Raw genomic sequence first — 23669 nt, forward strand, 5'->3', positions numbered from 1 at the left:
ACTAGCGTGAGACGCGGCGGAAAGAGGGCGGACAACGAATGAAGAAAACGAAACGAACCGTAAGTGTGCTGCTGGCAGCGACAGTGCTGGCAACAGCATTGACAGGCTGTGGCTTGTTGGAGAAGGTCCCTGAGCGGGTGGAGCTGTCGGTGATCGGCGAGGGCTCCGGATCGGGCGAGCTGGTCAGCAAGGGCAGTGGCACGTATGCGGCAGAGGCGTTCGACGGCATTGAAGTGAAGGGCGAGGCGCTGGCCATCTTCATCAGCCGCAGCACGGGCGACCAGGCCGAAGTGGAACTGCTGATGGACTCGAATATCAGCAACAAGGTAACGTTCAGCACCGAGGTCAAGTCAGGCACGCTGCAGCTGGATGTCAAGGAGAACAGCCGCAACATTGGCAATGATCAGCGCGGGGAGCGCAAGCTCCTCATTACGCTTCCGGAGAAGACGTATGACAAGCTGAACGTCACCAATGCCTTTGGCCGAATCGATATCCGCGATGTCGCGGCAGAGCAGATTACAGCGAAGATCGACGCCGGTCAGATCGTGATGGAGCAGGTCCAGGGCAAGCTGGATATCCAGACCGAAGCGGGCGAGATCAAGCTGAGCGGGATTGAGTTGACGGATGATATTAATGCCAAGTCGAGTGTGGGCACTGTAAGCCTGGGCTTAGCGGTCCAACCCGAAGCGGCAGAGATTAGCCTAAGCAGCGAGCTGGGCAAGGTGAGCTCGGACCTCGCTGGCCTGGACGTCAAGGAGCAGTCGGGCAGCAAGCTGACCGGCACCCTCGGCAGCGGCGGACCCAAAGTGACGCTGAAGTCCGAAGTCGGCACCGTCGATCTGAAGGTGCAGCAGTAACAGGGAAACAGCAGGTGGCAGGGGGAGATGGGAGCCCTGCTGGCCTGCTGTTTTTTTGCAATGCGCTTCCGTGTTGCCCCCCGGCCACCGCACCGTGTACCGTGTGCTTGCACCCCCGTACCCCCGCTTGCCGCTGCCGCTCGTTCTAACGGCCACCACAGCGGTTATTTGGCTCAAAAACGCACGTTTGAAATTCTAACGGCCATGAGCGCAGTTATTTCTACTTTTGAGGGTGCATGATGCCACATTTGGGTCAAATAACTGCACCTGTGTCCGTTAGAAGAGAAACCGCCGCTAAATTGGCCAAATAAGCGCACATATGGCCGTTACAGCTGGGGAGGTCGGTTGTCGGTAGTTGGTGGTGGTGGAGGTGCTCGTGGTTAGTTAATGGTTGGTTAGTATTGGCGCTCCGGCATCCGTCATATCCGAAGAACCAGCTAGTTGGTCGTTAGTTGGTTTAGTTGGTAGTCGGTCGGTGGAGGGTGCTTGTGGTTAGTTGGTGGTTGGCGCTCCTCCATCGCGTTCTCCGCGTCTGGAGACTCATCTACTCCCTCACTATTCCTCCGCTGGCTCCACCTCAACGGGGACGGCTCCCACCAGGCGGTCATTGACGGTGACCAGCAGTGTCCATTGGCCGGGCTCGGGGATCATCATGTGGCAGGGGAATGTCGCGTCGGCACCATTGAGCGGACCAGGCTGAATTGGGTCCCCCTCAAGAATGTGCTCTAGGCGAGAGCTGCCGGCTTGCACCGCATACACGTCGACGTTACCTGTAACCTCCTGCTCTGTGCCCCAGAAGTGCCACATGTGCTTCTGCACCTGTCCCGCCCGGAACCCGCCATTCAGCAGACCAAGCTGCCCCTCTACGCCCTCTAAGGTATACGCACCCGACTGAAAGGTTGGACTTGGGGTCCACTCCGCGCCCTCAATCTCCAGCACCTTGCTGCCTTGGTGCACGCCGTCAAGATAGAGGGTGTAGCTCCAGGTACCAGGGAGGGGGACGATCATCTCGGAGACCAGCATAGTACCGCCGTCTTGCTGCGGAACCCCGAGCGTAGGGAACTGTGGCCGGAAAGAAGACGTTGTCGTTGCGTCACTTGAAACCGAGGAGATTACGGAGTAAAGATCAATAGCTGTTGTCTCATCAATCTTGGTGCTCGGCAGTTCCTCAAACGTGAAGCCGGTGTCTTCATGCGTAGCCGTAATACGAACCTCCTTGCCTCGCAGCTCCTTCAGCGTACGAAGGATTCTCCAACTCGCCCCGCGCGTACCTACCTCCGGCTCACCCCCTGGCGATACCTCCCAGGTGACGTTTGGGCCCGGGGGTGGCTGCACGTCGGAGGCAGTCGACGGTGCCGAGTGGTTAGACGGTTGGGTAATAGCCACCCACAAAATCCCTGTCATCATGAAGACCATGAGACAAGCGCCAACTGAAGCTTGCCATAACCAGTGACGTCTCCCGACCCGCCTCCGATGCTGTCGGTGAAGCACCTCTCGCAACTCCCGCTGCCGCTCCATGGACCATTGCGGCTTGTCAAAGGGCGTCTCCTCCAGCTCGCAATACCAAGAGGGGGCGGGTTCGTTATCCTTTTTCATTGACATCACCTTCCTCCTTCAGCATGAGTTCCATTCGTGAACGGGCACGATACAGCCTGGATTTGACAGTGCCGATGGAGAGCTCCAGCACATTGGCAATGTCCCCGTAGGACAAGCCGTAATGCGCATGCAGAATCAGCACCTCTCGCAGCTTGGCTGGCAGCTGCATGACGCTGAGCCAAATCCTTCTTATCCCCATCTGGGCCAGCACCTCCTGCTCGGCGGAGCGTTGGAGCTCTCGCTGCTGCACGGTGCTAAACAAGCGGACACGACGCAAGAAGGAGGATTTGAGCCAATTGATGGCCTTATGTCTGGTTATTGTCAGCAGCCAGGTCTTCGGCGAGCTGCGGCCCTCGAACAGATGGAGCTTGCGCAGCGCGGTCAGAAAAACCTCTTGTGTGATGTCGTCGGCACTCTCTCGCTGCTTGGTGAGGAGAAACGCATAATTCCATACGTCCTGACCATGCGCTTCCATTAACTCCTCGACCGCCAGCGGGATGTCTTCCGCGGCCATCTTGAGACTCTTCAGATCCTCCATCCCATCACCTCTCTATCATTAGACAATACCATGCCTGAATTGTTCCCGGTTTCAAAATATATTTTTGACTTGACCCTCACGTATACTAGAGGCTTTACACTGAGGGTAGGAGGGATTGAGATATGATGGATCGAGAAATGTCTGATAAACCGAAGAAGGGCTTGCCGCGAAGTAACGGATGGAAGGTGGCGGGGCTGAGTTGGCTGGCCATGACATTGGGATTGTTTTTTGCTACACTGGCAGGCAAGAGTGCAAGGGAAGCGGGGGCTAATGACACGGCCGTATCCATAATACAGGCGGTGGTCGTGACCCTAATTGTCGTTTCCGCAGTCCTGTGGATTGGGAGGAAATATCGGATCTCAACAGGCTTGCTTCCAACGTTATCGGGCCGTGGGATCATGCATCTGCTGGCGGGGGCGGTACTGGTGGTCGGATTAGGGACCATGGGTTTCATCGTAGCCTCATACGCAGGCATGATCACCATCGTTTCCTGGCATCTGTCGACCGAGCTGGTTGTGGCCATAGCAGTGAATACATGTATCGCTTTATTCTATGAAGCTCTACCCGAAGAACTGTCGCTGCGAGGTGCAATGTACAGCGGACTTCGTCAGCAGCTGCCCGCCGCTGCGGCTTATGTGGTTCAGATCCTACTGTTTGTGCTTGTGCCGGTTGCTGCGAACGGGATTCAGGGCTTGGCAGGCATGCCTTTTGGCGTAACCATTAGTGTGGATTATATTATTCTGCTGCTTGCCTTCGGTACGACGCTTCAACTCTTGCGCAGTTATACAGGATCGATTGGGGCATCCATTGGCTTCCATCTCGCTTATTTGGAAATGGCTAGGTTTGTGGTGGGACAGCGGGAGCAACGGCTGCTTACCTTCGCAGAGCACGAGGCGGGTGTGGGAGAAATCTTTATTCTATTTCTCTCCATCATCGTGGGAGGAGCTATGGTACTAGGTGCGCTGCTGATAGTCCGGAGACGCCGCCGTGGCAACAGGGCAGCTAGTATGTAAAGGGCCAGTATGATTTCACAAGGAGGAATGGGACGATGTACACGGTAGGGCAGTTGTCTGACATGACAGGTGTCTCCATCCGCACGCTGCATTACTATGAGAAGTTGGGTTTGATTCAGCCGCAGCGCCAAGAGCCCAGTAATTACAGACTATATGGTGATGCAGATTTGTTGCGGTTGCAGCAGATTGCGGTCATGAAGCGAATGCATTTTACACTTCGGGAAATTGGAGAACTTCTGCAGCGGCAGACAGCATATGAGAGTGGGCCCGTCTCTGCCTGGGAGGAAGCCCTCCAGGCTCAATTACAGGCGGTTCAAGTTAGAAAAGCACAATTGGATCAAGTGGAGCAGCTGCTGACAGCATCCTTATATGCCATGCGGGTTACAGGCAAAGTGGACGCGGAGGAGATGGCCGGATTTATTCGGCAGCTGGACAAGCCCCAAGCCCTTTCGCGTCCCCATCCGCTTCAGCCCCAAGAGCGCGATTCAATTGCTGTCAATGACCCGAATCATCCGCTCGTCTGGGAATGGGCGGAGATTCTGAAGGAAATTCATAGCCACTACACGGAGTCGCCAGATTCGGAGGCATCGCAATTGTTGGCCTTGAAAATTATGAACTATGGCGAGCGTTTGTTTGAGGGTAATGCGGAACTCGCGGACAAGTTCTGGACCTCCATCGTGCCAGAGGAGGGTGAACCCGCCCGTCGTTATGGGATGACTGCTGAGGTTATGGCGTACATCGAGCGGATTTTGGAGCGGTGGACAGCCGATAATTTCAAACCCGAGTAGGGCGATTTTTAATTCCGACAAAAAACATAGGAAAACTATTGACACGGAACGTAAAGCAGCATAATATGGAAACTAAGCAAACCATGACAGCGGTCATGGAGGAGAAGACGAACAGAGAAATCGACTGGACCACCAGAGATTCGAAGCGTGTGCTGTTATACCAGCACCCTTCGAATCTTTCTTTTTTTCTCCGAGCATCTCGGTTGGAGGGGAGGGATGAAGGTCGGGGGAGCGCTCCGGCTCCATGAAGTAAGATTCGTTTCACCAAATACTGCTTGGCAGCGGGGGTCATGATCGGCGCTGCAAGCCAAAGGATGGGATAACCCAATGAAGAATCGCCTATTTACCAAAGTAACGATCTCCACTGCAACCGTCGTATTATTCGCGTCTGTCGTCACGTATGCTGCCGTCTCGGGGAACAAGCCAAGTGCTGCCCCACTCGCAGGGGCTGCCGCTCCAATTGAAGAGAATGTGGCTGCTAACGCCAACGAAGCGGTAGAGCCGCAAGAAACAGCAGAAGCTGAAGCAGCTGCACCAGCTGAAGAGCAAGTGGAAGCAGCAGTGGCTACAGAGGAAGCTACCCAAGAAAACACGGAAGCGGCAACTTCTGCTGCATCAACGCAGACATCAGAGAGCCGCAATGATCAGGTTGAAGCAGCTGCTTCCCCAGCCGCTCAAAAGAACGGCGTAACCGAAGCTGCCCCAGCGACATCCAGCCCAGCAACAACTACAACTACAACAACCAGCACGCCTGCTGCACAGCAGACGTCCCAGCCATCCGCAGCGAGCCAACCAGCGAGCAAGCCGGCTACTAGCCAGGCCACGCAACCGGCAACTGCACCTGCAGCTTCTACACCGGCAGCTAGCCAACCGAAGCAAGAGACGGCTGCACCAGCCGCATCGACCGCTCCAGCAGCGAAGTCCGAGCCTGCAGCTACACCAGCTCCGGCACCAAGCAAGACGGAAGAAAAGTCTAAATCGGTAAACTTCGTCAACCAACAATCGAGCAAGCCTAAATCCGTTCCGGCTCCTGTGAAAGAAGAGAGCAAACCGAAGGAAGCGCCGAAGTCGCAGAGTTCGTCGCCTGCTCCAGCTGCTGCGCCAGCACCAACGCCGGCACCAGCGCCAACACCAGCTCCGGCTCCTACCCCTGAGCCTGCTCCAACGCCAGCACCAGCCCCTGCTCCAGCCCCTGCTCCAGCCCCGGCGCCAGCTGATGAAGAAGAAATTTGCTAAGTAAAGGAGACCCTATGCAACCATTGAAATCTACACGCAGATTTATTGCACTATTACTGGCATTTGTTCTGACATTGCCCCTCATTCCTACAGGTTCGGCCCAAGCGGCCGAACCTCCGGCTCAGGCGGAGACACCCATCGTCACCGAGGCGTTTGACTATTTCAAACGTGTCTATCCCTCACTGAGCCAAACAGATCACGTCTTCGAGACGGTGACCTCACATGAGTTGTCCACCCTGTTGGATAGCGAAGGTACATACCTGGTGCTGATTGGTGGGGCATGGAGTGAAGCAACGCAAGCACAAATCGCCGAAATTAATGCACAGGCCAAAGCCTACGGCGTGGAGAAGATCTACAACTTCGACACGCGTCTGGATGGTAAAAACATCGACATTACGAATGAAGCAGGAGATAACCGCGACAAGAAGCTGTATGTTGAGCTGGTGAACAAATACTTGCTGAACCTGCCGGACATTCAGGACAAAGTGACGTATCTGGAAGGCGAGACGACAGTTGAAGCCAAGAAGATTACGGCGCCATTCCTGTTCGCTTACGAGAAAGGTCGCACGGTAGAGAGTGAAGCAGCGCCGATCATCGCTTCTGCTTCATCGAACTGGAATCAGGTGTTGGATGCAATCTCGATCGAAACGAACGGTCAGAAGGTCGCGCAGCATGACATCTTTACAGCCGAGGACTACTTTACCAAGGTGTATGACGATAAACTCGACCGTGAGATTTTCCGCGGAAAAGAAGTCGTATTCGAGCATGTCACCTACCATGAGCTGCAAGAGCTGCTCAAGACAGAAGGCACCCATAACATCGTTATTGGCGGCTCGTGGTGCCCGAACACCCAGCCGGTCATCGGTCTGATCAATGATGCGGCGCTGGACAAAGGAATTACGAAGATCTACAACTTTGATACAAAGCTTGACGGCGGTGTCTATGGTACTGGAGGTAACGACTTCCAAATTCGTACTACGGATCATCGGTATGCCAATCTGTATGTGGACCTGGTTAACGAAAATCTGCCGAATCTAACGACATACAATGCAGGTCAAAATCCGCCTACACGCATCAGCTATCAGGCGAATGGGGAAACGGTCTCAGCCACACGTCTGCAGATCCCGTACCCGTTCATCTATGACAAGGCTGCGGTAAATGCGCAAGGCCAACCAGCACCAATTCTTGGTCATGTTGAGCTGATGTATACATGGACCAACATTGTTGAGGGGCATCAATCGGGTAATCGCGCACGCTACCAGCAAGCCCTGGACCTGCTCTACTCCCGTCTGGAACTGAGCCCATCGGGTCTGGCAGGCGTGGCACCAAGCTACATCGGATCCACGAACGGCCGGATCACTGGTACCACGACAGCGCTGGAATACAAGCTGGCGAACAGCGAGACGTACACTCGTGCAACTAATGAACAAGTAACTGATCTAGCACCAGGGACATACCACGTCCGCTATGCAGCCAAAACAGGCTATAACGCAGGCGCTACGAACCCGACAGACCTGTACTACAGTGCAGGACCGGCTGTAGAAGTAGTCGTACCTGCTTCGACCACAAATCCGCCAACCAGCGGACCTACTCCTACAACGCCGCCACCTACGACACCGGTAGATGAGGAAGAAGAGACCGAAACGCCTGGCGAAGAGACGCCGGGAACGACGCCTCCTACCTCCGTTACGGTAGAGGTGACGGTTGATGAGGAGACGGGTTATGCGGTAGCGGCAGCTACAGCAGAATCGGTTGAAGCTCTGATCGCCACTGCCAAACTGGTGGAGGCTGCTGGAGAGCAAGCTGTGGTTGAGTTTAATGTGAATCCAGGCTCTGCCGCTACGGTACAGCTGACGATTCCTAGAGCCGCATTTAACGCTCTGGCATCGGGTACAGATGCTGCCATTAAGCTCGCTTATGGCAATCTCGGTACGCTCCTCTTAGATGCCAATGCGGTTCAGAGCATCAGTGCAGCGGCAGGAGATGGAGATATTAGTTTCATTATCGGCAAGTCCTCTCTGACCGAGGAAGGTCAAGAAGCACTTGGTGATCGTCCAGTTTATGATATCAGCGTATTCGCTGGCGAGACACCAATCGAGACGTTTGCTGGCAGCACGATTCACGTCAGCCTGCCGTATACACTGGCTGCTGGTGAAAGTCCGGAAGCCATTATTGTCTACGCCGTATCCGCTGAGGGTGATCTGGAAACGCTGCGCGGACGTTATGTCGCCGGCACGCGTACGGTTGATTTTGATACGACACATTTCTCCCAATTCATCATCGGATACAACCCGGTTGTGTTCGCTGACGTGGCTTCCTCCGCGTGGCATGCCCAGGCGATCAGCTTCCTGGCAGCCAGAGGCATCACTAACGGTACCGATGCCGATCATTATAGCCCAAGTGCGCAAGTGACGCGCGGACAATTTATCGTCCTGCTGCTGAACAGTTATGGCATCACGCCACAGGCTGGCGCAACTGACAACTTTGCTGATGCGGGTAACAAGTACTACACGGATTACCTGGCTGCCGCCAAACAGTACGGTATCGCGCAAGGCTCGGGCGACAATCGCTTCGCGCCAGAGGACGCGATTACCCGTCAAGAACTGTTCACACTGCTGTACCGCGCCCTGGATACGCTCGGCGAACTGCCGGAAGCGGCTGCAGGTGCAGCTACTGACAGCTATAGCGATGCAGACCAGATCGCGCCATATGCGCGTGAAGCATTCGACGCGCTCGTAGCTCGCGGTATCGTGCAAGGCAACGATGGCAAGCTGGACCCACGGGGATTGACAACCCGCGCCCAAGCTGCACAAGTCTTGTACAATCTGCTGTCGCAAGATTAATCTTTGCAAGCCTTCATAGCACGAAGGGATGGAGTCGGTGACGATTCCATCCCTTTTTGTGATGTTGCGACCATCGTACCTGCCAACTCCATCTAAGACTGATATAATAGAAGCCGGAGACTGTATGACGTGCGCTCATGCAGGCATCACGAACCGGCAGAGGAGTCTGAGTATGAAAGCCATCCTGATCGATGACGAGCGTCTGGCTCTCGATTACTTGACGAAACAACTGAACGGGATTACGGAAGTCAGTATTGGAGTAGTGGGGAGCTATATGGATCCATTGGAGGGCAAGGCTGCTGTCGCAGAGCAGCAACCGGACATTGTCTTCCTGGATATTCATTTGCCCGAGATTAGCGGATTGGAGCTGGCCGAACAGCTGCTGGAGCTGCGGCCCCAATTGCACATTGTATTCGTTACAGCCTATGACGACTACGCGGTCAAGGCATTCGAACTGAACGCCATCGACTACGTCGTCAAGCCGTTCAGCCGGGACCGATTGGCCAAAACGCTGGTCCGCATACGTCAACGAAGCGCCGAGACGCCCCCGGTCGTCACCACTGCGGATCGTCCGCTCGGCGTACGGTTATTCCGGCAGTTGCTGGTCGAATCGGCGAGCGGAGAGGTGTTGTCCATGAACTGGCGGACTTCCCGTGCTCAGGAGCTCTTCCTGTATCTGATGCATCACCGGGGAAGACTGGTGCGCAAGGAAGAACTGGCCGAGCTGCTATGGCCGGATTTTGACCTAAAGCGGGCCTACCCGCAGCTGTACACGACCGTCTACCACATTCGCAAGGCGTTGGAAGCTTATGGGGAGCGGTTTCAGCTCGTCAGTGCATCCGACGGCTACCGGCTGGAGCTGGATCGCGTGGATCTCGATGTGGAGCAATGGGAACGTGAGCTGCGTGAGCTGCCGGCGCTGGATGCAGCATCTGCCGCGCGTTACGCAGCACTGCTCGAAGCCTATGAAGGCGACTATCTGGAGGATCATGATTATTGGTGGGCCGAAGGAGAGCGTCATCGTCTCAGCCTGCGGTGGCTGGAGACGGGTCTTCGTCTGGCGCGCTGGTATGCATCGCATGGCTTTCCGGATAAGGCGCTGACCCTCTACCATCAGCTGAGCGTACGCCAGCCGCAGGAGGAGGAGTTGCATCTGGGGCTGATGCAGCTGTATGCCGCTGCGGGAAACCGGGCCGCCGTGGATCGCCAATATCGGCAGATGCGACAGTTGTTACGGGAAGAGCTGGGAGAGGAGCCGGGGCCAGGCACGGTAGCTTGGTACACGGCATGGTCTGGCACCTAACCGACGAGTGTTAGTGAGGCTGTGGAGATTTTGTATAGCTGGACAAGTTACAATGGCGCCTTAGGAATCTGATGAATGGGCAGGAGGCGCCAATAGATGAGAGTCATGCTGGTGGATGACGAATGGTTAGCGTTGCAAGGATTGGAAAACCGGCTTAGAAAAGCAGGCGGACTGGAGATTGTAGGCATGTATCAGGATCCCAAGGAAGGTTATCAGGCGGCGCTCCAGCTGCGGCCGGATTTGTTGTTCCTGGACATTGACATGCCGGAGCTCAATGGGTTGGCTTTTGCAGAGCGTATTAATTTGCTGCTGCCGCAGATTCAGATTGTTTTTGTGACGGCACATAGCCGCCACGCGATTGCAGCGTTTGAACAGGAAACGCTGGACTATCTGCTCAAGCCGCTGCAATCGGAACGGCTGAAGCAGACGCTGGAGCGGGCAAGAGACAAACTCCATGCAGGTACGCCTGTACAGAATCAAACGTTGCGAATTCGATTGCTTGGCGGGTTGGGGCTCGAAACCGACGCGGGAGAGAAGCTACTACCAGCTTGGCGGACGCAGAAAACGAAGGAGCTGTGTGCATACCTGCTGCACGTAGATGGCCGATTGGTCCGCAAAGAAGTGCTGGCGCGTCTGCTGTGGGATGACTTTGAGGAAGCCAAGGCGTACGCCCGTCTGTATACAGCCGTTTATCAGCTCCGTAAGGTGTTGGGGGAGAGCGGCTTGCAGGTGCTCAGTGCCGATGAGGGCTATTGGGTGCCCAGAGAAGGCGTGCAAACCGATGTGGAGCGTTGGGAGCGCGGCGTAGCCAAAGCCCCAGAATTGACCCGGCACACGCTGCACCTGCACATTGAGCTGATTGGCATGTACCGGGGGGATTATCTGGAAGGCCTGGATTACTCGTGGGCAGAATCGCGGCGTCAGCAGCTGCGGATCATCTGGTATTACCATGCGATGAGGGTGGCGCGGCTTCTCAAGGAGGAGCGTCTGACGTTTGAAGCAAGAGCCCTGTGCGAGCAGATCAAGGCGCGCTATCCGCAGGAGCTGGAGAGTGAAGTTTTATACAAAGAGTTAGAAAATCAGAAGATAGGGTAGCGGACTGTCCGAAGCTAAATTTATAATCCACTATTTTTTGCAATAGGGGCTATAAGTATAGTTGCTTTTTCAGGTCTTATCAGTGCGAGGCCTGAGAAAACTATTCCTGAAAAAGTAAATGAGGGCACAGCTCATATAGTCACGGGCCAATTACAAGCAGAGTCTCAACCGAATGTGCATAAAATCCTAGTCGGAAGTTGGGACAGAGCGCTGAAGAAAATGAACCAAACAAAGGAATTTTCAGCTGCTGACCTTAATCAATGGAATTTAATTAGTAGTGCTGACATAGGGTTGAAATTTACAAATCAGCTCTCCCAAGAGGAAGCTTTTTCTGTAAATGCTGCTTTAACTAGTAAAGAGCGGGAAGCAGCTCTTCAATACAAAGATTATTTCCCAGCAGTCTTACTCAATCAGGAACAAGATTACATGATACTTTTTTGGGAAAGAGAAAATGGTAACGTGGTTTACATCGATATTGCTTCAGAGATAGCCGAAGATGAAAGCAGGCTATGGTATGTGTCGGGTCCTTATAAAGAAATTTTAATTAACTAAAGACTTAAGTCCTTGATTAGACTGTTGAATAAATGCCGGAGAGGCACGGAATCGAATCTGGAGAAGCGAAGCGTTCGCCTTTGTCCCCGGATTTCACCCCTAATAGGGGTAAAATCAAAGAAATCTGGGGACAACAGCGATCGGAAGATCGATCCGTGACTGTAGGCATTCTTTTTTTCAACAGCCTGTTAATGGGCTTATTTTTTTCGTAAGGTTACAAGTCATGAAAAAGTTTGACAGTTTAACTTTTGTAGTGTGTAATATACATAAAGACCGACCGTCAGTCTATAAATGGAGGCTATACGATGCGGACGATCAAAGCACCGGAACAACGCAAACATGAGATCCTGGATACGGCCGAGATGCTCTTCACGAGCAAGGGCTACGCCAAGACGACGATTATGGATATTCTGAATGCCGTAGGCATTGCTAAGGGAACCTTCTACTACTACTTCAAGTCCAAGGAAGAGGTCATGGATGCGATCATTATGCGGATTATTGAAGCGGATGCTGCCATGGCCCGCAGAATCGCCGCAGATCCTGATATCCCGGTGCTGGGCAAGCTGCTGCAGATTCTGATGGCGCAGTCCCCTGTACAGGGTGGAAGCAAGGAGAAGATGATCGAGCAATTTCATCAGCCGGAGAATGCGGAAATGCATCAGAAGAGCCTGGTTCAGGCCATTCTGCACCTTGGACCGGTATTGGCAGATGTTGTCGAGCAAGGGGTAAAGGAGGGGCTGTTCCGCACCGAATACCCCAGGGAGACCGTGGAATTTTTGCTGGCTGGGGCACAAGTCATTTTTGACGAGGGGCTGTTCCAATGGCCGCAGGAAGAAGTTATGCGCAGAGCCGCAGCCTTTGTGCGGATGATTGAACAATCATTGGGCGCAGAGCAGGGAAGCTTCGACTTCATGCTGGAGCGACTGGCAGGTCCTGCAGCCGATGGAGAGTGACGGTTAAGGGGAGCGGTTGGGAGCGGCTTGATTTTTAGCGGAGGAGTCACTACTGTACCCTTCGTCTGAGTATTATAGACCGACGGTCGGTCTATAAACGAAACTACGAATTTATAAAAGAAAGAAGGCATCTCAGGTGGAAAAAGGGAAAGCACGCTTCTCCCATCATTTTATCCTGCTGGTCATAGGGCAGGTCGTCTCCATTCTGGGCACAGCACTCATGCGGTTTGTGCTCTCGCTGTATGTTCTTGACTTGACGGGGAGGGCCGATGTGTTCGCTGCACTGCTGGCGCTATCCCATTTACCCCTGCTGCTATCCCCTGTAGGAGGGGCGCTCGCGGACCGGATGGATCGCCGGCGGCTGATGATCCTGCTGGACCTTACTGGCAGCGTCATTGTCTTAAGTCTACTACTGGCCATGGCGGCGGGAGAGCCGCCGGTTGCGCTCATTGGCGGACTGATGATGCTGCTGGCAGTAGTCAGCGCCATCTATTCACCAACGGTGCTGGCGAGCATCCCCCAGTTGGTGCCACAGGACCGTCTGGAGCAGGCCAATGGCATGGTCAGCAGTGTGCAAGCCTTGTCCGCTGTAGCCGCACCGCTTGCTGGCGGCATCCTCTACAGTCTGGTTGGGGCACCGGTACTAGCGGGAGCCAGTGCCGTCGCCCTTCTGCTCTCGGGGATGCTGCTGTTGTTCATTCGCATCCCTCGTGTGCGAAGCGGCGGGCCAGTCCCGACCGTGGGCCAAGACCTCAAGGACGGCTTCGCCTATGTCACGCGCCAGGGGCTGATCCGTAAGGCGGTCCTTCTGGCAGCGCTGCTGAATTTCATTCTGACGCCGTTTTTTCTTGTTGGTGCACCTTATATTCTCCGGGTCGTCATGGAGAGCAGTGATACTCGCTATGGCCTAGGGGTCGGACTCATTCAGGCAGCGGTTATCGTGGGCGCGCTGTCGGTTGGCAAGCTTGCCAAGCGTTTTGCCGTGCCGTTATTGTATCGCTGGCTCTACGTGATTGCGGTTCTGCTGGTACCGCTGGCGCTGTCCCTCACGCCTCTTGGTCTGCTGTCAGGACATGATATGCCGTATCTACTATTCCTGGTGTGTGCAATGCCGGTCGCCGGGTTGATGACCATGATTTCGATTGCTGTCATCAGCCGGGTTCAGAAGGAAACGCCGCCGCTCCATCTGGGCAAAGTCCTGGCCATCATTACCATGGCTTCTCAATGTGCAGCCCCTCTCGGACAACTGGTGTATGGACTGGTGATCCGGAGTGCGGGCAGCCGGATTCATCTGGTTGTATTGATGGTCAGCGCGGCCATGGCCCTATTGGCGGGAGGGGCTCGAAGGTTGCTGTATAACGAAGGGGAGCGTGGATAAATGTTGAAGAAGCTGGCTGTCCGGGATTTGACCAGGAATAAAGTGATTACCGCGGTCCTGTTCCTGTTTATTGCGTCATCCGCGGCACTAGCGGCTGCGGCCGCCCTGATGGTAGCTGAGTTAAGCAGCTCGGTGTCCCGGTTTTTCGAGGCTGCGGCTGTGCCGCATGTCGTGCAGATGCATGCGGGAGAGGTAGACCAGGCGGCCATCGATGACTTCTCCGCCTCCCAATCGTCCGTCGTTCTTCAGCAAACGGTGGAGATGATCCCTGTCTCTGCTGGCGCGCTTCGGATTGGCTCCTCTGACGGGGGCCGTCCATCCGAGGTGATGGACAATGCTTTTGTACAACAGAGTCTCAGATTCGACTACTTGCTCGATCTGGATAATCGCATTGCCGAGATTGAGCCGGGGGAAGTGGGCGTCCCCGTCTATTATAAGGAGCAACTGAAGCTTCAAGAAGGAGACCTCGTCCGCATTGTCACGGAGCAGGGGGAGATGACCTGGCGAATTGCCGCTTTTGTACGGGATGTTCAGATGAACCCCGCGCTAATCAGCTCCAAGCGGTTTGTCCTGCATGAGGAGGACTGGACGGCGCTGGCTGGTCACATTGAGGCGAGGGAATACCTGATCACGTTCCGGCTGACGGATCCCTCGCTGGCGGGCGGGCTGGAGCAGGCTTACCGGGCAGCGGGACTGCCGCAGCAGGGGCCGTCGATTACTTATGGACTGCTGCGGACGCTGCACCTGCTGACGGACGGCATCGTCATCGCCGTCATCATCCTGGCCAGCTTGCTGCTCATAGGGATCTCCGCATTATGCCTCCGCTTCACGATGAGCGCTACCCTGGAGGAAGATTACCGGGAGATTGGCATTCTGAGGGCTCTGGGTCTGCCCGGTCGTTGGATTCGCCAGCTGTATCTCGGCAAATATGCAGTTATTACAGTGCTGGCCTGTCTGGCGGGCTACGGGGTGGCTTTGCCAGCTGGCAGGCTGATTACGGATCAGATGGCTTTGTATATGGGGAGAACGGCGCCAGGTTCGGCTACGTATCTGGTTCCACTTGGAGCGGTTGTGCTGGTGGGGCTGGTTGTGCTGGCTATCTGTTGGCTGATGCTGGGCCGCCTGGGCCGGGTCAGTCCTGTAGACGCGATCCGGACAGGGATGGCTCCAGCTGCTGGTCGGGTTGGACGGGCACCGGCCATTCACCGGAGCCGACTGCCGTTATCGCTGCTGCTGGCAGCCAAAGACATCCGATCGCGCCTGCCCATGTACAGTCTGCTGTGCGGGGTATACGTACTAGGCTTAATCTTGTTGTTGATTCCGCAACAACTGCTCCACACCTTTAATTCGCCAGACTTTATCTCCTACATGGGAGCGGCTCGCAGTGACCTTCGCTTGGATCTGAGGCCATCGGGGCCGCTGACAGACAAGCAAATAGAGGAATTGGACGTATCGATTCAACAGGATGGCGAAACCGAGCGTTATGCGCTGTTTGTGACAAGCGCCTGGCAAGTCGTCGATCAGGCAGGGGAGACAGAAACGATCTACGTCGAGCAAGGCGATTTCCGTGTCTTCCCCATTCAATATGCGAGTGGGGGAGCACCAGAGCAAGCGGATCAGCTGGCCCTCTCCGATCTGTTGGCGAGTAGTCTGGGCAAGCAGGTCGGAGACCAAGTGGTGACGATCGCAGGCGGCGTGGAACGGGAGCTGACCGTCAGCGGCATTTATCAGGATATCACCAACGGAGGCAAGACCGCCAAGGCCCTCATCGCCGCGTCGCCAGAAGACCGCCTCTGGGTGACAGCAGCTATCAATCTGGCGGAGGTGACGAATCTGCAGCAGAAACGGCAGTCCTATGCCGAGGCATTCCCGGAAGCACGCGTAACGGATATGCAGGATTATTTGGCGCAGACGCTGGGTGGTACGATCCGCCAGGTTGAGCGGGTGTCGCTGGCTGCCGCTCTGCTCGCGGTGATTGTTGGCGCGACGATTACGGGGCTCTTTTACCGGCTGCTGCTGGCCAAGGATGCTTCACAGATTGCGATCATGCGCAGTATGGGCTTCGCGGCATGGGCGATGCGGGGTCAGTATATGACTCGTGTAACCCTGCTGCTGACAATAGGGCTAATCCTGGGCACTTGTCTGGCTGGTGTGGGCGGTAATATGTTGGCAGGTGTTATGGGGGCCAGGTTTGGGGCAGCGGGCATCCGGCTGCTGCCCCTGCCGCTAGCGGTCCAGTTGGGCTACACGTTGCTGCTGGCCGGGGGCACGGCATGGGCTGCGTGGTTTACGGTACGGACAGCGATAACGGAGCGGAAGGGAGTGCGGGTATGAGGGGGATTCAAGATAGCGGTAATTTAGCGGGGCATAAGGAGGAAGGCACTCGGATGGTGGATGTGACGGGGGTGGCAAGGCCGGCCATTATAGAAGCCAGGCAGCTCTCCAAGAGTTATGTTTTGGGAGGCAAGCAGCATCCGGTGCTGGATCGTGTCGATTTGAGCGTTAGGCAAGGCGAGTTTGTAACCGTAATGGGGCCATCCGGCTGCGGCAAGTCGACTTTACTGTACCTGCTTAGCGGACTGGAACCAGCTACTGACGGTGAAGTGAGTTTCTGCGGTGTATCGCTCGAAGCGATGTCGGAGGCACAGCGGGCCGAGCTGCGACTGCAGCGGATGGGCTTCATTTTTCAGCAAAGCCATCTCCTGCGGCAGCTGAGCCTGCTGGACAATATCGTACTCTCCGCCTATGCGGCGAAGAAGGTCGATCGTAAACAGCTGACAGCGCGTGCGCTGTCACTAATGGCAGACATGGGGATTGCGGAGCTGGCGCATCAGGATATGACATCTGTATCCGGGGGTCAGTTGCAGCGGGCTGCTATCTGCCGGGCCCTGATGAATGAGCCGGAGATCGTGTTCGGAGATGAGCCCACTGGTGCGTTGAACTCTAGCTCGACCCGCGATGTGCTGGAGATCCTGCAGGGAATCCATAGCCAGGGTACAGCCATTCTGTTAGTTACGCATGATGCCAAGGTAGCGATCCGCTCGGAGCGCATTCTCTACATGCTCGACGGCAGACTGGTGGACGAGTGCCAGCTGGGGCCTTACGAGAGCGAAGGCGATCTGGAGGCGCGGGAACGCAAGGTAGGCAATTGGCTGGAGCGGATGGGCTTCTGAGGAGGTATTGAAAAGCAGGGACGCAAAGCCAGCATAGGGCTAGAGAAAGAAGACAGCACCTGTGTCAAAAATGCCAAGTCACTTAACCCCTCGCCCTGGTGAGGGGTTTTACTTTACCCACCAACGCACCAAAGTTCCTCTATTTGCTCGGCAATCCGCCGGAGGTCCGCTGTAACGCACCAAAGTTCCTCTATTCGCTCGCAACTCCGCCGGACGTCCGCTGTAGCGCACCAAAGTTCCTCTATTTGCTCGGCAATCCGTTGAACGTCCGCTGTAACGCACCAAAGTTCCTCTATTTTCTCAGCAATCCGCCGAACGTCCGCTGTAACGCACCAAAGTTCCTCTATTTGCTCGCAACTCCGCCGAACGTCCGCTGTAACGCACCAAAGTTCCTCTATTTGCTCGACAAACCGCCGCTGTCCGCCCTCGCGCACGGAAATTTCAGAAACTGTAGAGGTCCAAGTTTTACCATGGTGAGTGACCAATACAGTCAGAATCGTTTTATCATCCTATCCACAGAAAGGTTGAAGAGAACACCGTGCGAAAATATGCAAAATTCTTATTGATGTGCTTGCTCGTTGTTGCCTTGCAGGTCAGTTCCATTTCAAACGTATTATTTACATACGCAGCAGGGACTGGCAACGACGTGACGAGTGAAGTAGCTTCACAATTCATCACAGGTGTAGACATTAGAGAAAAGACGGGCACCATACCGGGGACTACACTTGTTGGTACACCTGATTTAGAGAAAGATACTGATTTTATGTTGTACTACGAGTTTACCGTACCGAATGTACATAATATCCTCGAGAATGACTACATTATTTTTGATGTTCCTGCGGCCATTAAATTACCCCAGCTTGCAGCAGGTCAAGAATTACAGATAACCACCCTGGATATTCCCGAAGAAAACACATTCGTTGCTACAGCTTATTTGTTGGCTGACAACAAGATCAAGCTTGTTTTTTCGAACAGTGTTGAGACGCTATCTAATGTAGGTGGCGCGTTTTTCTTGGCGGGTAATTTTGACGAAGCCCATATTAATGAGGATGGCACAGCGACGGATATTTCGTTTGGTATTCCGAACCAAACCGTAACGCTCACCTTCAAAGAAGCTCCATTGCCTGAGCCGGACCCCGTTACGGTACAAAAGGACGGAGCGATCACGAACGGAACAGACATTGAGTGGACCATTACAGTCAACAAAGAGAATGTTGCTGTGAACAATGCTGTGCTCGTGGATGAGATTCCAGCTAGTCAGGTTCTCGATCAGTCATCAATCAGAATTAATGGTGCTGCACCTACAGATGGTGTATCCGTAATTGACAATAACTTGTCGATTGCATTGGGTGACATTACAACCCAGCAAGAAATCACCTTTGTTACGTCATTAAAGGAAGCGGCACTGCTTGCGGCACTGGAGGCAGGAGAGACATCCATTGCTGTAATCAATACCGCTTACCTGGAGCATGACGATGACAAGACAACGAATGTGGATAGCCCAAAAACGGTCACCATTCCACTGAATATTTTGAGCAAGTCAGGAAACTATGATTCTACCACGACAACAAATAATACAAAAAATATTACCTGGACGATTGTCGTGAATGAAGATGAGTTAGCATTTGACAATGCCCTTATTAAGGACACACTTCCATCTGGACTCACCTATATTACTGGAACAGCAACTGTAAATGGTGCTAGTGTTACTCCGGGTGTAGACGGCTCTGAGCTTACTTTCAACCTGGGTAATATTACGACCGAAGTTATGATTACGTACGAAACAGAGATTGATCCTGCTCGTTTTCAAACAAATGGCTCCTATACGTTCAGAAACGAAGCGGTCCTTACCTGGGAGGGTCTGACTGGAGCAGGAGTCATGAAAGAGGCTTCAGTAGGTGTTGGAAGTGGCTTATTCAACAAGTCAGGTGCGGGGTATAACCGGGCGAATGGTGTCATTTCATGGTCCATTTCGATTAATAATGACAATATTACCTTGGATGCACCAACAATTACGGATGTAATCCCAAGCACGCAAGAGTATATTGAAGGGTCTGCTCGCATTGTGGACCATCAAGGCAATGCTTATGCTGGCGGTGCATTTGACTATGATACTGCAACCAGAACACTCACCTATGAGTTCAGTTCTGATATTAATTCCAGGTACACCATTACCTTTGACACAAAGCCAGCTTCGACAGAAGACATCACGGCTAATGCCAGTGGCAGCTTCTCAAATACAGCTACGTTCTCGAGTGGGACAATTACCCGTACGAGTACAGGCACGCAGAACTATACAAGCAATGTGCTGAAAAAAGATGCAGAAGGCTATGATCTAAATGTAGCTGAACGTACGATTACTTGGAAGCTGACTGTTAATGAAAACGGGGCAACGACCCCAAGTGCAGCGAAAGCAGGAACGGATGCTAGTTTGTACAATCGGATTGCACTTCCAAATGTAAGTATTGTCGATGCGATTCCTGACGGACTAACCTTCCAGCCAGACAGCGTCATCGTACGTAATCTTAGCGGTAATCCAGTTACCAATCTGGTCAACGTTAGTGAAAGTGGGACAGGTGTCGTCACCTTCGATTTCAATGCAAGCATTACAGAGCAATATACGATTGAGTTCAAAACAGCCATTACGGATCTGTCCAAATTTACGTCACAAAATAACGCGTTGAATAATGGGAATTTCAATGTGACGAATGAAGCAACATTAACCCATGATTCCACGACAAGATCCAATACCGATCCTGCAACGCAAACCATTAGGAACCATATTGTAAGTAAAAAGGGCATTCCGACTGCTTTCGGTAACAAGTATGTGGATTGGGTTGTCTATCTGAACTCCAATGCCGTTAATCTGAATCAGCTGCTGGATGTCGATAAATTCTGGTTGATCGATAACCTGCAAGCAGGCCTTGAGCTAGACACAACCAGCGTGGAGCTCATCGAATATAGTGGAGCCATTCTTGTACCTGACAGTATTCCAGCGGACGGAAATGATGGGCTAGGTGCAGGAACTTCAATAACACTAGATGGCTCGCATATTGTCTATGATGCGACGACGAGAGAATTTAGATTTAATTTCCCGACCGAGACGATTGATAAAGCGTACAAGCTTTCGTTCCGTACGTATGTAACAGAAACGGTCACCTCGGGTTCCAGCTTCACAAACAGCATTAACCTGTTTGGTTCGAAAGACGATGTAGCGGTGCCAATTGATGGTGCGTATCAGTCCAGTGATGGGCGTCAAGTCACCTTCTTGCAAGCAGGAAGTATGGGCTACGGCAATCTCGGTCAATTTATCGTTCATAAGGTAGATTTGAATAATACTAACGTTAAATTATCCGGTGCAACCTTCGCCCTGTATGATCAATATGGCAATAAGGTTCAAGAGAAAGCAACCGTAGACGGAGAACTGGAATTCAATCGAATCAAGTTCGACCTGCCTTACTATATTAAAGAGGTAGAGGCGCCAACAGGCTATCTTCTGAGTGGAGAAGTAAGTGTGGACGGCACGCCAGCAACTGCTACGCCAACAGGCGCTGTTGTAGAAGATGCCATTCCACTAACACTGGCAGCTTCACATACGCCAAAAGTTTTGGAGCTGGTTTTTGCTAACGAACAGATTCATGCGGATATTCAGTTTATCAAGCAAAATGAAACCGGCAACCCGTTAGCAGGTGCAGAGTTTGGGTTGTTCCCTCGCGGAGCAGATGCAACGTCCACACCACTTGCTACAGCTACAAGTAACAGCCTGGGCGTTGTAGCATTTGCAGATGTTGTGTATGGTGCGTACGATATTCGTGAACTGCAAGCACCAGAAGGCTATCGAACGTTGACAGGCGTTGTTCATGCCGTTGAGGTTAACGCGGCAGACCACGATACCACCTTGACGTATAGTTCAGTTTCCAATAGCTTAATTCGTGCGGATATTTCATTGGTGAAGCTGGATGATTCCGGTTCTGCACTAGCAGGGGCAGAATTCACGTTATATGATAGCTCAGATGGAGCGATCGCAACGGATATATCGGATGCACTTGGCGCTGTGCTGTTTGAGAATGTGCTGGCTGGAACCTATTATATCCGTGAGACGCGTACGCCGTTTGGATATATTCCGATTACAGGCAATATAAACAGCACACCGATTGCGATTACTGAGGCTGTGCATGGCACAACGATAGCTCTTGGCGACGTAACAAACGAGCTGATTCAAGCCAATATTTCGTTTGTGAAGCAGGACGAGAATGGTCAAGCGCTGGCGGATGCTACCTTTGGTTTATACAATAGTCAGGATACACTCGTGCAATCTCGAACCAGCTTGGCGGATGGTTCAGTAACCTTTACGAATATTGGCGAGGGAAGCTACACCATTAGAGAAACTGCTGCACCGCATGGCTACGTTCCGCTAACCGGCAACGTCCACACGGTCACAGTTGCGGCTAGTAATCATAATACTACGATTACATTGGATCCAGTTTCCAACACACTTGTTGAAGCCGATATCGAGTTTGTAAAAGTGAATGACAAGGGCGAGGTATTGCCGGGTGCGGAGTTCGAGCTGGTGGACTCTGGCGACAATGTTGTGGATACGGTAATGAGTGATGCGGAGGGTAAGGTAACCTTTGTTGATGTACGGGTAGGCGACTACACGATTCGGGAGAAAACACCGCCTGTTGGCTACAATCCAATCGTGGGAGATGTCGCAACGGTAGAAATTACTGCCGCAGAGCACGGGACTACCGTGACGTATCTCACCGCATCAACCCTGCCACAGTATGTAACAAACAACATTATTAAAGGTCATATCGAATTTGTGAAAATCGCTAAATACAGCGGCGCCTTGTTGCAACATGCAAGATTTGCTCTGTATGATGCGAACGACACGGCATTTACCAATGAATTGGCGGTTGCCATTTCTGATCGTGATGGCGTGGTCCGTTTTGAAGATGTAGAATACGGCGACTACACCATCAAGGAAATTGTCGCACCTGGCGGCTACCTTCGATCCGATGAAACGTTAACGGTCTCTGTGACAACAGAAGGTGAAACGTATGATCTTGGAACCTTTGAGAATACAGCGATGCCTGTTAACACGATTTTGGGAACCATCGAAGTGAAAAAGGTGAATGAGTTCGGCGATTCCCTTGCCGGAGCGAAGTTCGGCCTATACAACGCACGAGGTCACTTCATGGGTGAAGCGGTAACGAACAACTCAGGTATGGCTCGCTTCTACTCCTTAGCTGAAGGCACGTATACGATTAAAGAGCTAGAAGCTCCTGCCAACTACGTGAAAACCGATCAAGAGAAACAAGTTACAATTGCCTGGAATTCAAATTTCCAATCGGTGACGATTGTTAACGAGCGTAGTGATGATACGCCTTGGTCCAGTGTAACGGTACAAAAGGTAGATGATGCAGGTGTGAAGCTTGCTGGCGTGACCTTCGGTTTGTACCAAGCAACCGATATTAACTTCACCGCTCCTGTTGCTAGCAGCACCACAAATGCTGAGGGCTTAGCAACCTTTGCTAATCTACCTCAAGGTCCATATGTGGTGAAGGAGATCGAAGCGCTGGAAGGGTATATTCTTTCAAATGCTACGCTGTCTGTAACCGTAACAGAGGACGGGAAAACGTATCATGCTGGAACGATAGAAAACAAAGCAATTCGTGGTGATATTGTCGTTACTAAAGTCAATGAGGAGAATGAAACGCTTCAAGGGGCACAGTTTGGCTTATACGATAGCAACGGGAAGCTAGTAGGTACTGCTACAAGTAATAATGCGGGTACGGCGAGCTTCCAAGATATCGCTTATGGTTCTTATGAGTTGAAGGAGCTGGCTGCACCAGCGCTATACACGAAATCCGATGCAGTAATCTCCGTGAACATTACGGTGGATGGATCGGTTCAAACCTTCACTGTAGTCAATACAAAAGCTGATGACGTATCGGGTAATACCGATGGAGGCAACACGGGTGGAGAATCACCTGGCACGGGCACCGGTACTGGTACCGGAACGGGCACTGGCTCGAATAACGGAGCAGGTGGAGGCTCGGGCGAGTCTGATCCCGACACAGATGTCAAAAGTGGCAACATGGGTATGGGCGGTAACACTTCTGTATCAGATGGCGCGCACACAGGGAACAACGGAGCTGTAGTAGGTGGGGTCAATCCTAGCAATGAATTGCCAAGAACAGGCGATGCGATTGCTACAATGATGTGGCTGTTTGCTGGTAGTGGACTGCTGATTCTCACATTACTGATCACAGGCAGAAGAAGAACTCAAAAACAATAAGCCTCAAACGTAAACCATGCGTGCGTACGTTCCATCAGGAATG

15 protein-coding genes are annotated in these 23669 nt (G+C 53.0%); 13 read left to right on the plus strand and 2 right to left on the minus strand.

Features of this window, described 5'->3' with window-relative positions; translation table 11 throughout:
• Positions 1-38: 38 nt before the first annotated feature.
• Positions 39-857 (plus strand): DUF4097 family beta strand repeat-containing protein, encoded by an 819-nt coding sequence (locus F556_RS0117815; protein WP_020618342.1) that lies wholly within the window; start codon positions 39-41, stop codon positions 855-857.
• A gap of 555 nt (positions 858-1412) precedes the next feature.
• On the opposite strand, the gene F556_RS0117820 is transcribed toward F556_RS0117815, so the two are convergent.
• Positions 1413-2459 carry a hypothetical protein gene (locus F556_RS0117820; RefSeq protein WP_157272806.1) on the minus strand — a complete coding sequence of 349 codons (1047 nt, stop codon included), beginning with the start codon at positions 2457-2459 and terminating at the stop codon, positions 1413-1415.
• A complete protein-coding gene (locus F556_RS0117825) occupies positions 2440-2991 on the minus strand; it encodes an RNA polymerase sigma factor (RefSeq protein WP_020618344.1) in 552 nt (183 codons plus the stop codon). Before F556_RS0117825 ends, F556_RS0117820 begins: the two co-directional genes overlap by 20 nt.
• A 122-nt stretch (positions 2992-3113) precedes the next feature.
• Between F556_RS0117825 and F556_RS0117830 the strand changes: the two genes are divergently transcribed.
• From F556_RS0117830 to F556_RS0117890, 12 genes are all read left to right on the plus strand, one after another.
• Positions 3114-4004: a CPBP family glutamic-type intramembrane protease gene (locus tag F556_RS0117830; protein ID WP_020618345.1), complete on the plus strand. Its 891-nt coding sequence runs from the start codon at positions 3114-3116 to the stop codon at positions 4002-4004.
• A gap of 35 nt (positions 4005-4039) precedes the next feature.
• Positions 4040-4792, plus strand: a complete 753-nt coding sequence (locus F556_RS0117835) for a MerR family transcriptional regulator (RefSeq protein ID WP_020618346.1) — start codon at positions 4040-4042, stop codon at positions 4790-4792.
• A gap of 327 nt (positions 4793-5119) precedes the next feature.
• The gene (locus F556_RS36400) at positions 5120-6028 is read left to right on the plus strand and encodes a hypothetical protein (protein ID WP_020618347.1); all 909 of its coding nucleotides are present in this window, start codon (positions 5120-5122) and stop codon (positions 6026-6028) included.
• A 14-nt stretch (positions 6029-6042) separates the two neighbouring features.
• The gene (locus F556_RS0117845; RefSeq protein WP_020618348.1) at positions 6043-8871 is read left to right on the plus strand and encodes an S-layer homology domain-containing protein; all 2829 of its coding nucleotides are present in this window, start codon (positions 6043-6045) and stop codon (positions 8869-8871) included.
• A gap of 172 nt (positions 8872-9043) precedes the next feature.
• On the plus strand, positions 9044-10174 hold the full coding sequence (locus F556_RS0117850; protein WP_020618349.1) for a response regulator: 1131 nt from the start codon (positions 9044-9046) through the stop codon (positions 10172-10174).
• A gap of 96 nt (positions 10175-10270) precedes the next feature.
• Positions 10271-11269, plus strand: a complete 999-nt coding sequence (locus tag F556_RS34425; RefSeq protein WP_020618350.1) for a response regulator — start codon at positions 10271-10273, stop codon at positions 11267-11269.
• Positions 11270-11488: 219 nt separating this feature from the next.
• Positions 11489-11821, plus strand: coding sequence for a hypothetical protein (locus tag F556_RS0117860; RefSeq protein WP_157272807.1), 333 nt, complete (start codon positions 11489-11491; stop codon positions 11819-11821).
• A gap of 305 nt (positions 11822-12126) precedes the next feature.
• Positions 12127-12774, plus strand: coding sequence for a TetR/AcrR family transcriptional regulator (locus F556_RS0117865; protein WP_020618352.1), 648 nt, complete (start codon positions 12127-12129; stop codon positions 12772-12774).
• A gap of 136 nt (positions 12775-12910) precedes the next feature.
• Positions 12911-14152 (plus strand): MFS transporter, encoded by a 1242-nt coding sequence (locus F556_RS0117870; protein WP_020618353.1) that lies wholly within the window; start codon positions 12911-12913, stop codon positions 14150-14152.
• Positions 14153-16486 (plus strand): FtsX-like permease family protein, encoded by a 2334-nt coding sequence (locus F556_RS34430; RefSeq protein ID WP_020618354.1) that lies wholly within the window; start codon positions 14153-14155, stop codon positions 16484-16486.
• 53 nt (positions 16487-16539) lie between these two features.
• Positions 16540-17325: an ABC transporter ATP-binding protein gene (locus F556_RS0117880; RefSeq protein ID WP_020618355.1), complete on the plus strand. Its 786-nt coding sequence runs from the start codon at positions 16540-16542 to the stop codon at positions 17323-17325.
• 646 nt (positions 17326-17971) lie between these two features.
• Positions 17972-23626, plus strand: a complete 5655-nt coding sequence (locus F556_RS0117890) for a SpaA isopeptide-forming pilin-related protein (RefSeq protein ID WP_211222607.1) — start codon at positions 17972-17974, stop codon at positions 23624-23626.
• Positions 23627-23669: the final 43 nt, after the last annotated feature.

Source organism: Paenibacillus daejeonensis DSM 15491, from assembly GCF_000378385.1.
GTDB lineage: Bacteria > Bacillota > Bacilli > Paenibacillales > Paenibacillaceae > Paenibacillus_D > Paenibacillus_D daejeonensis.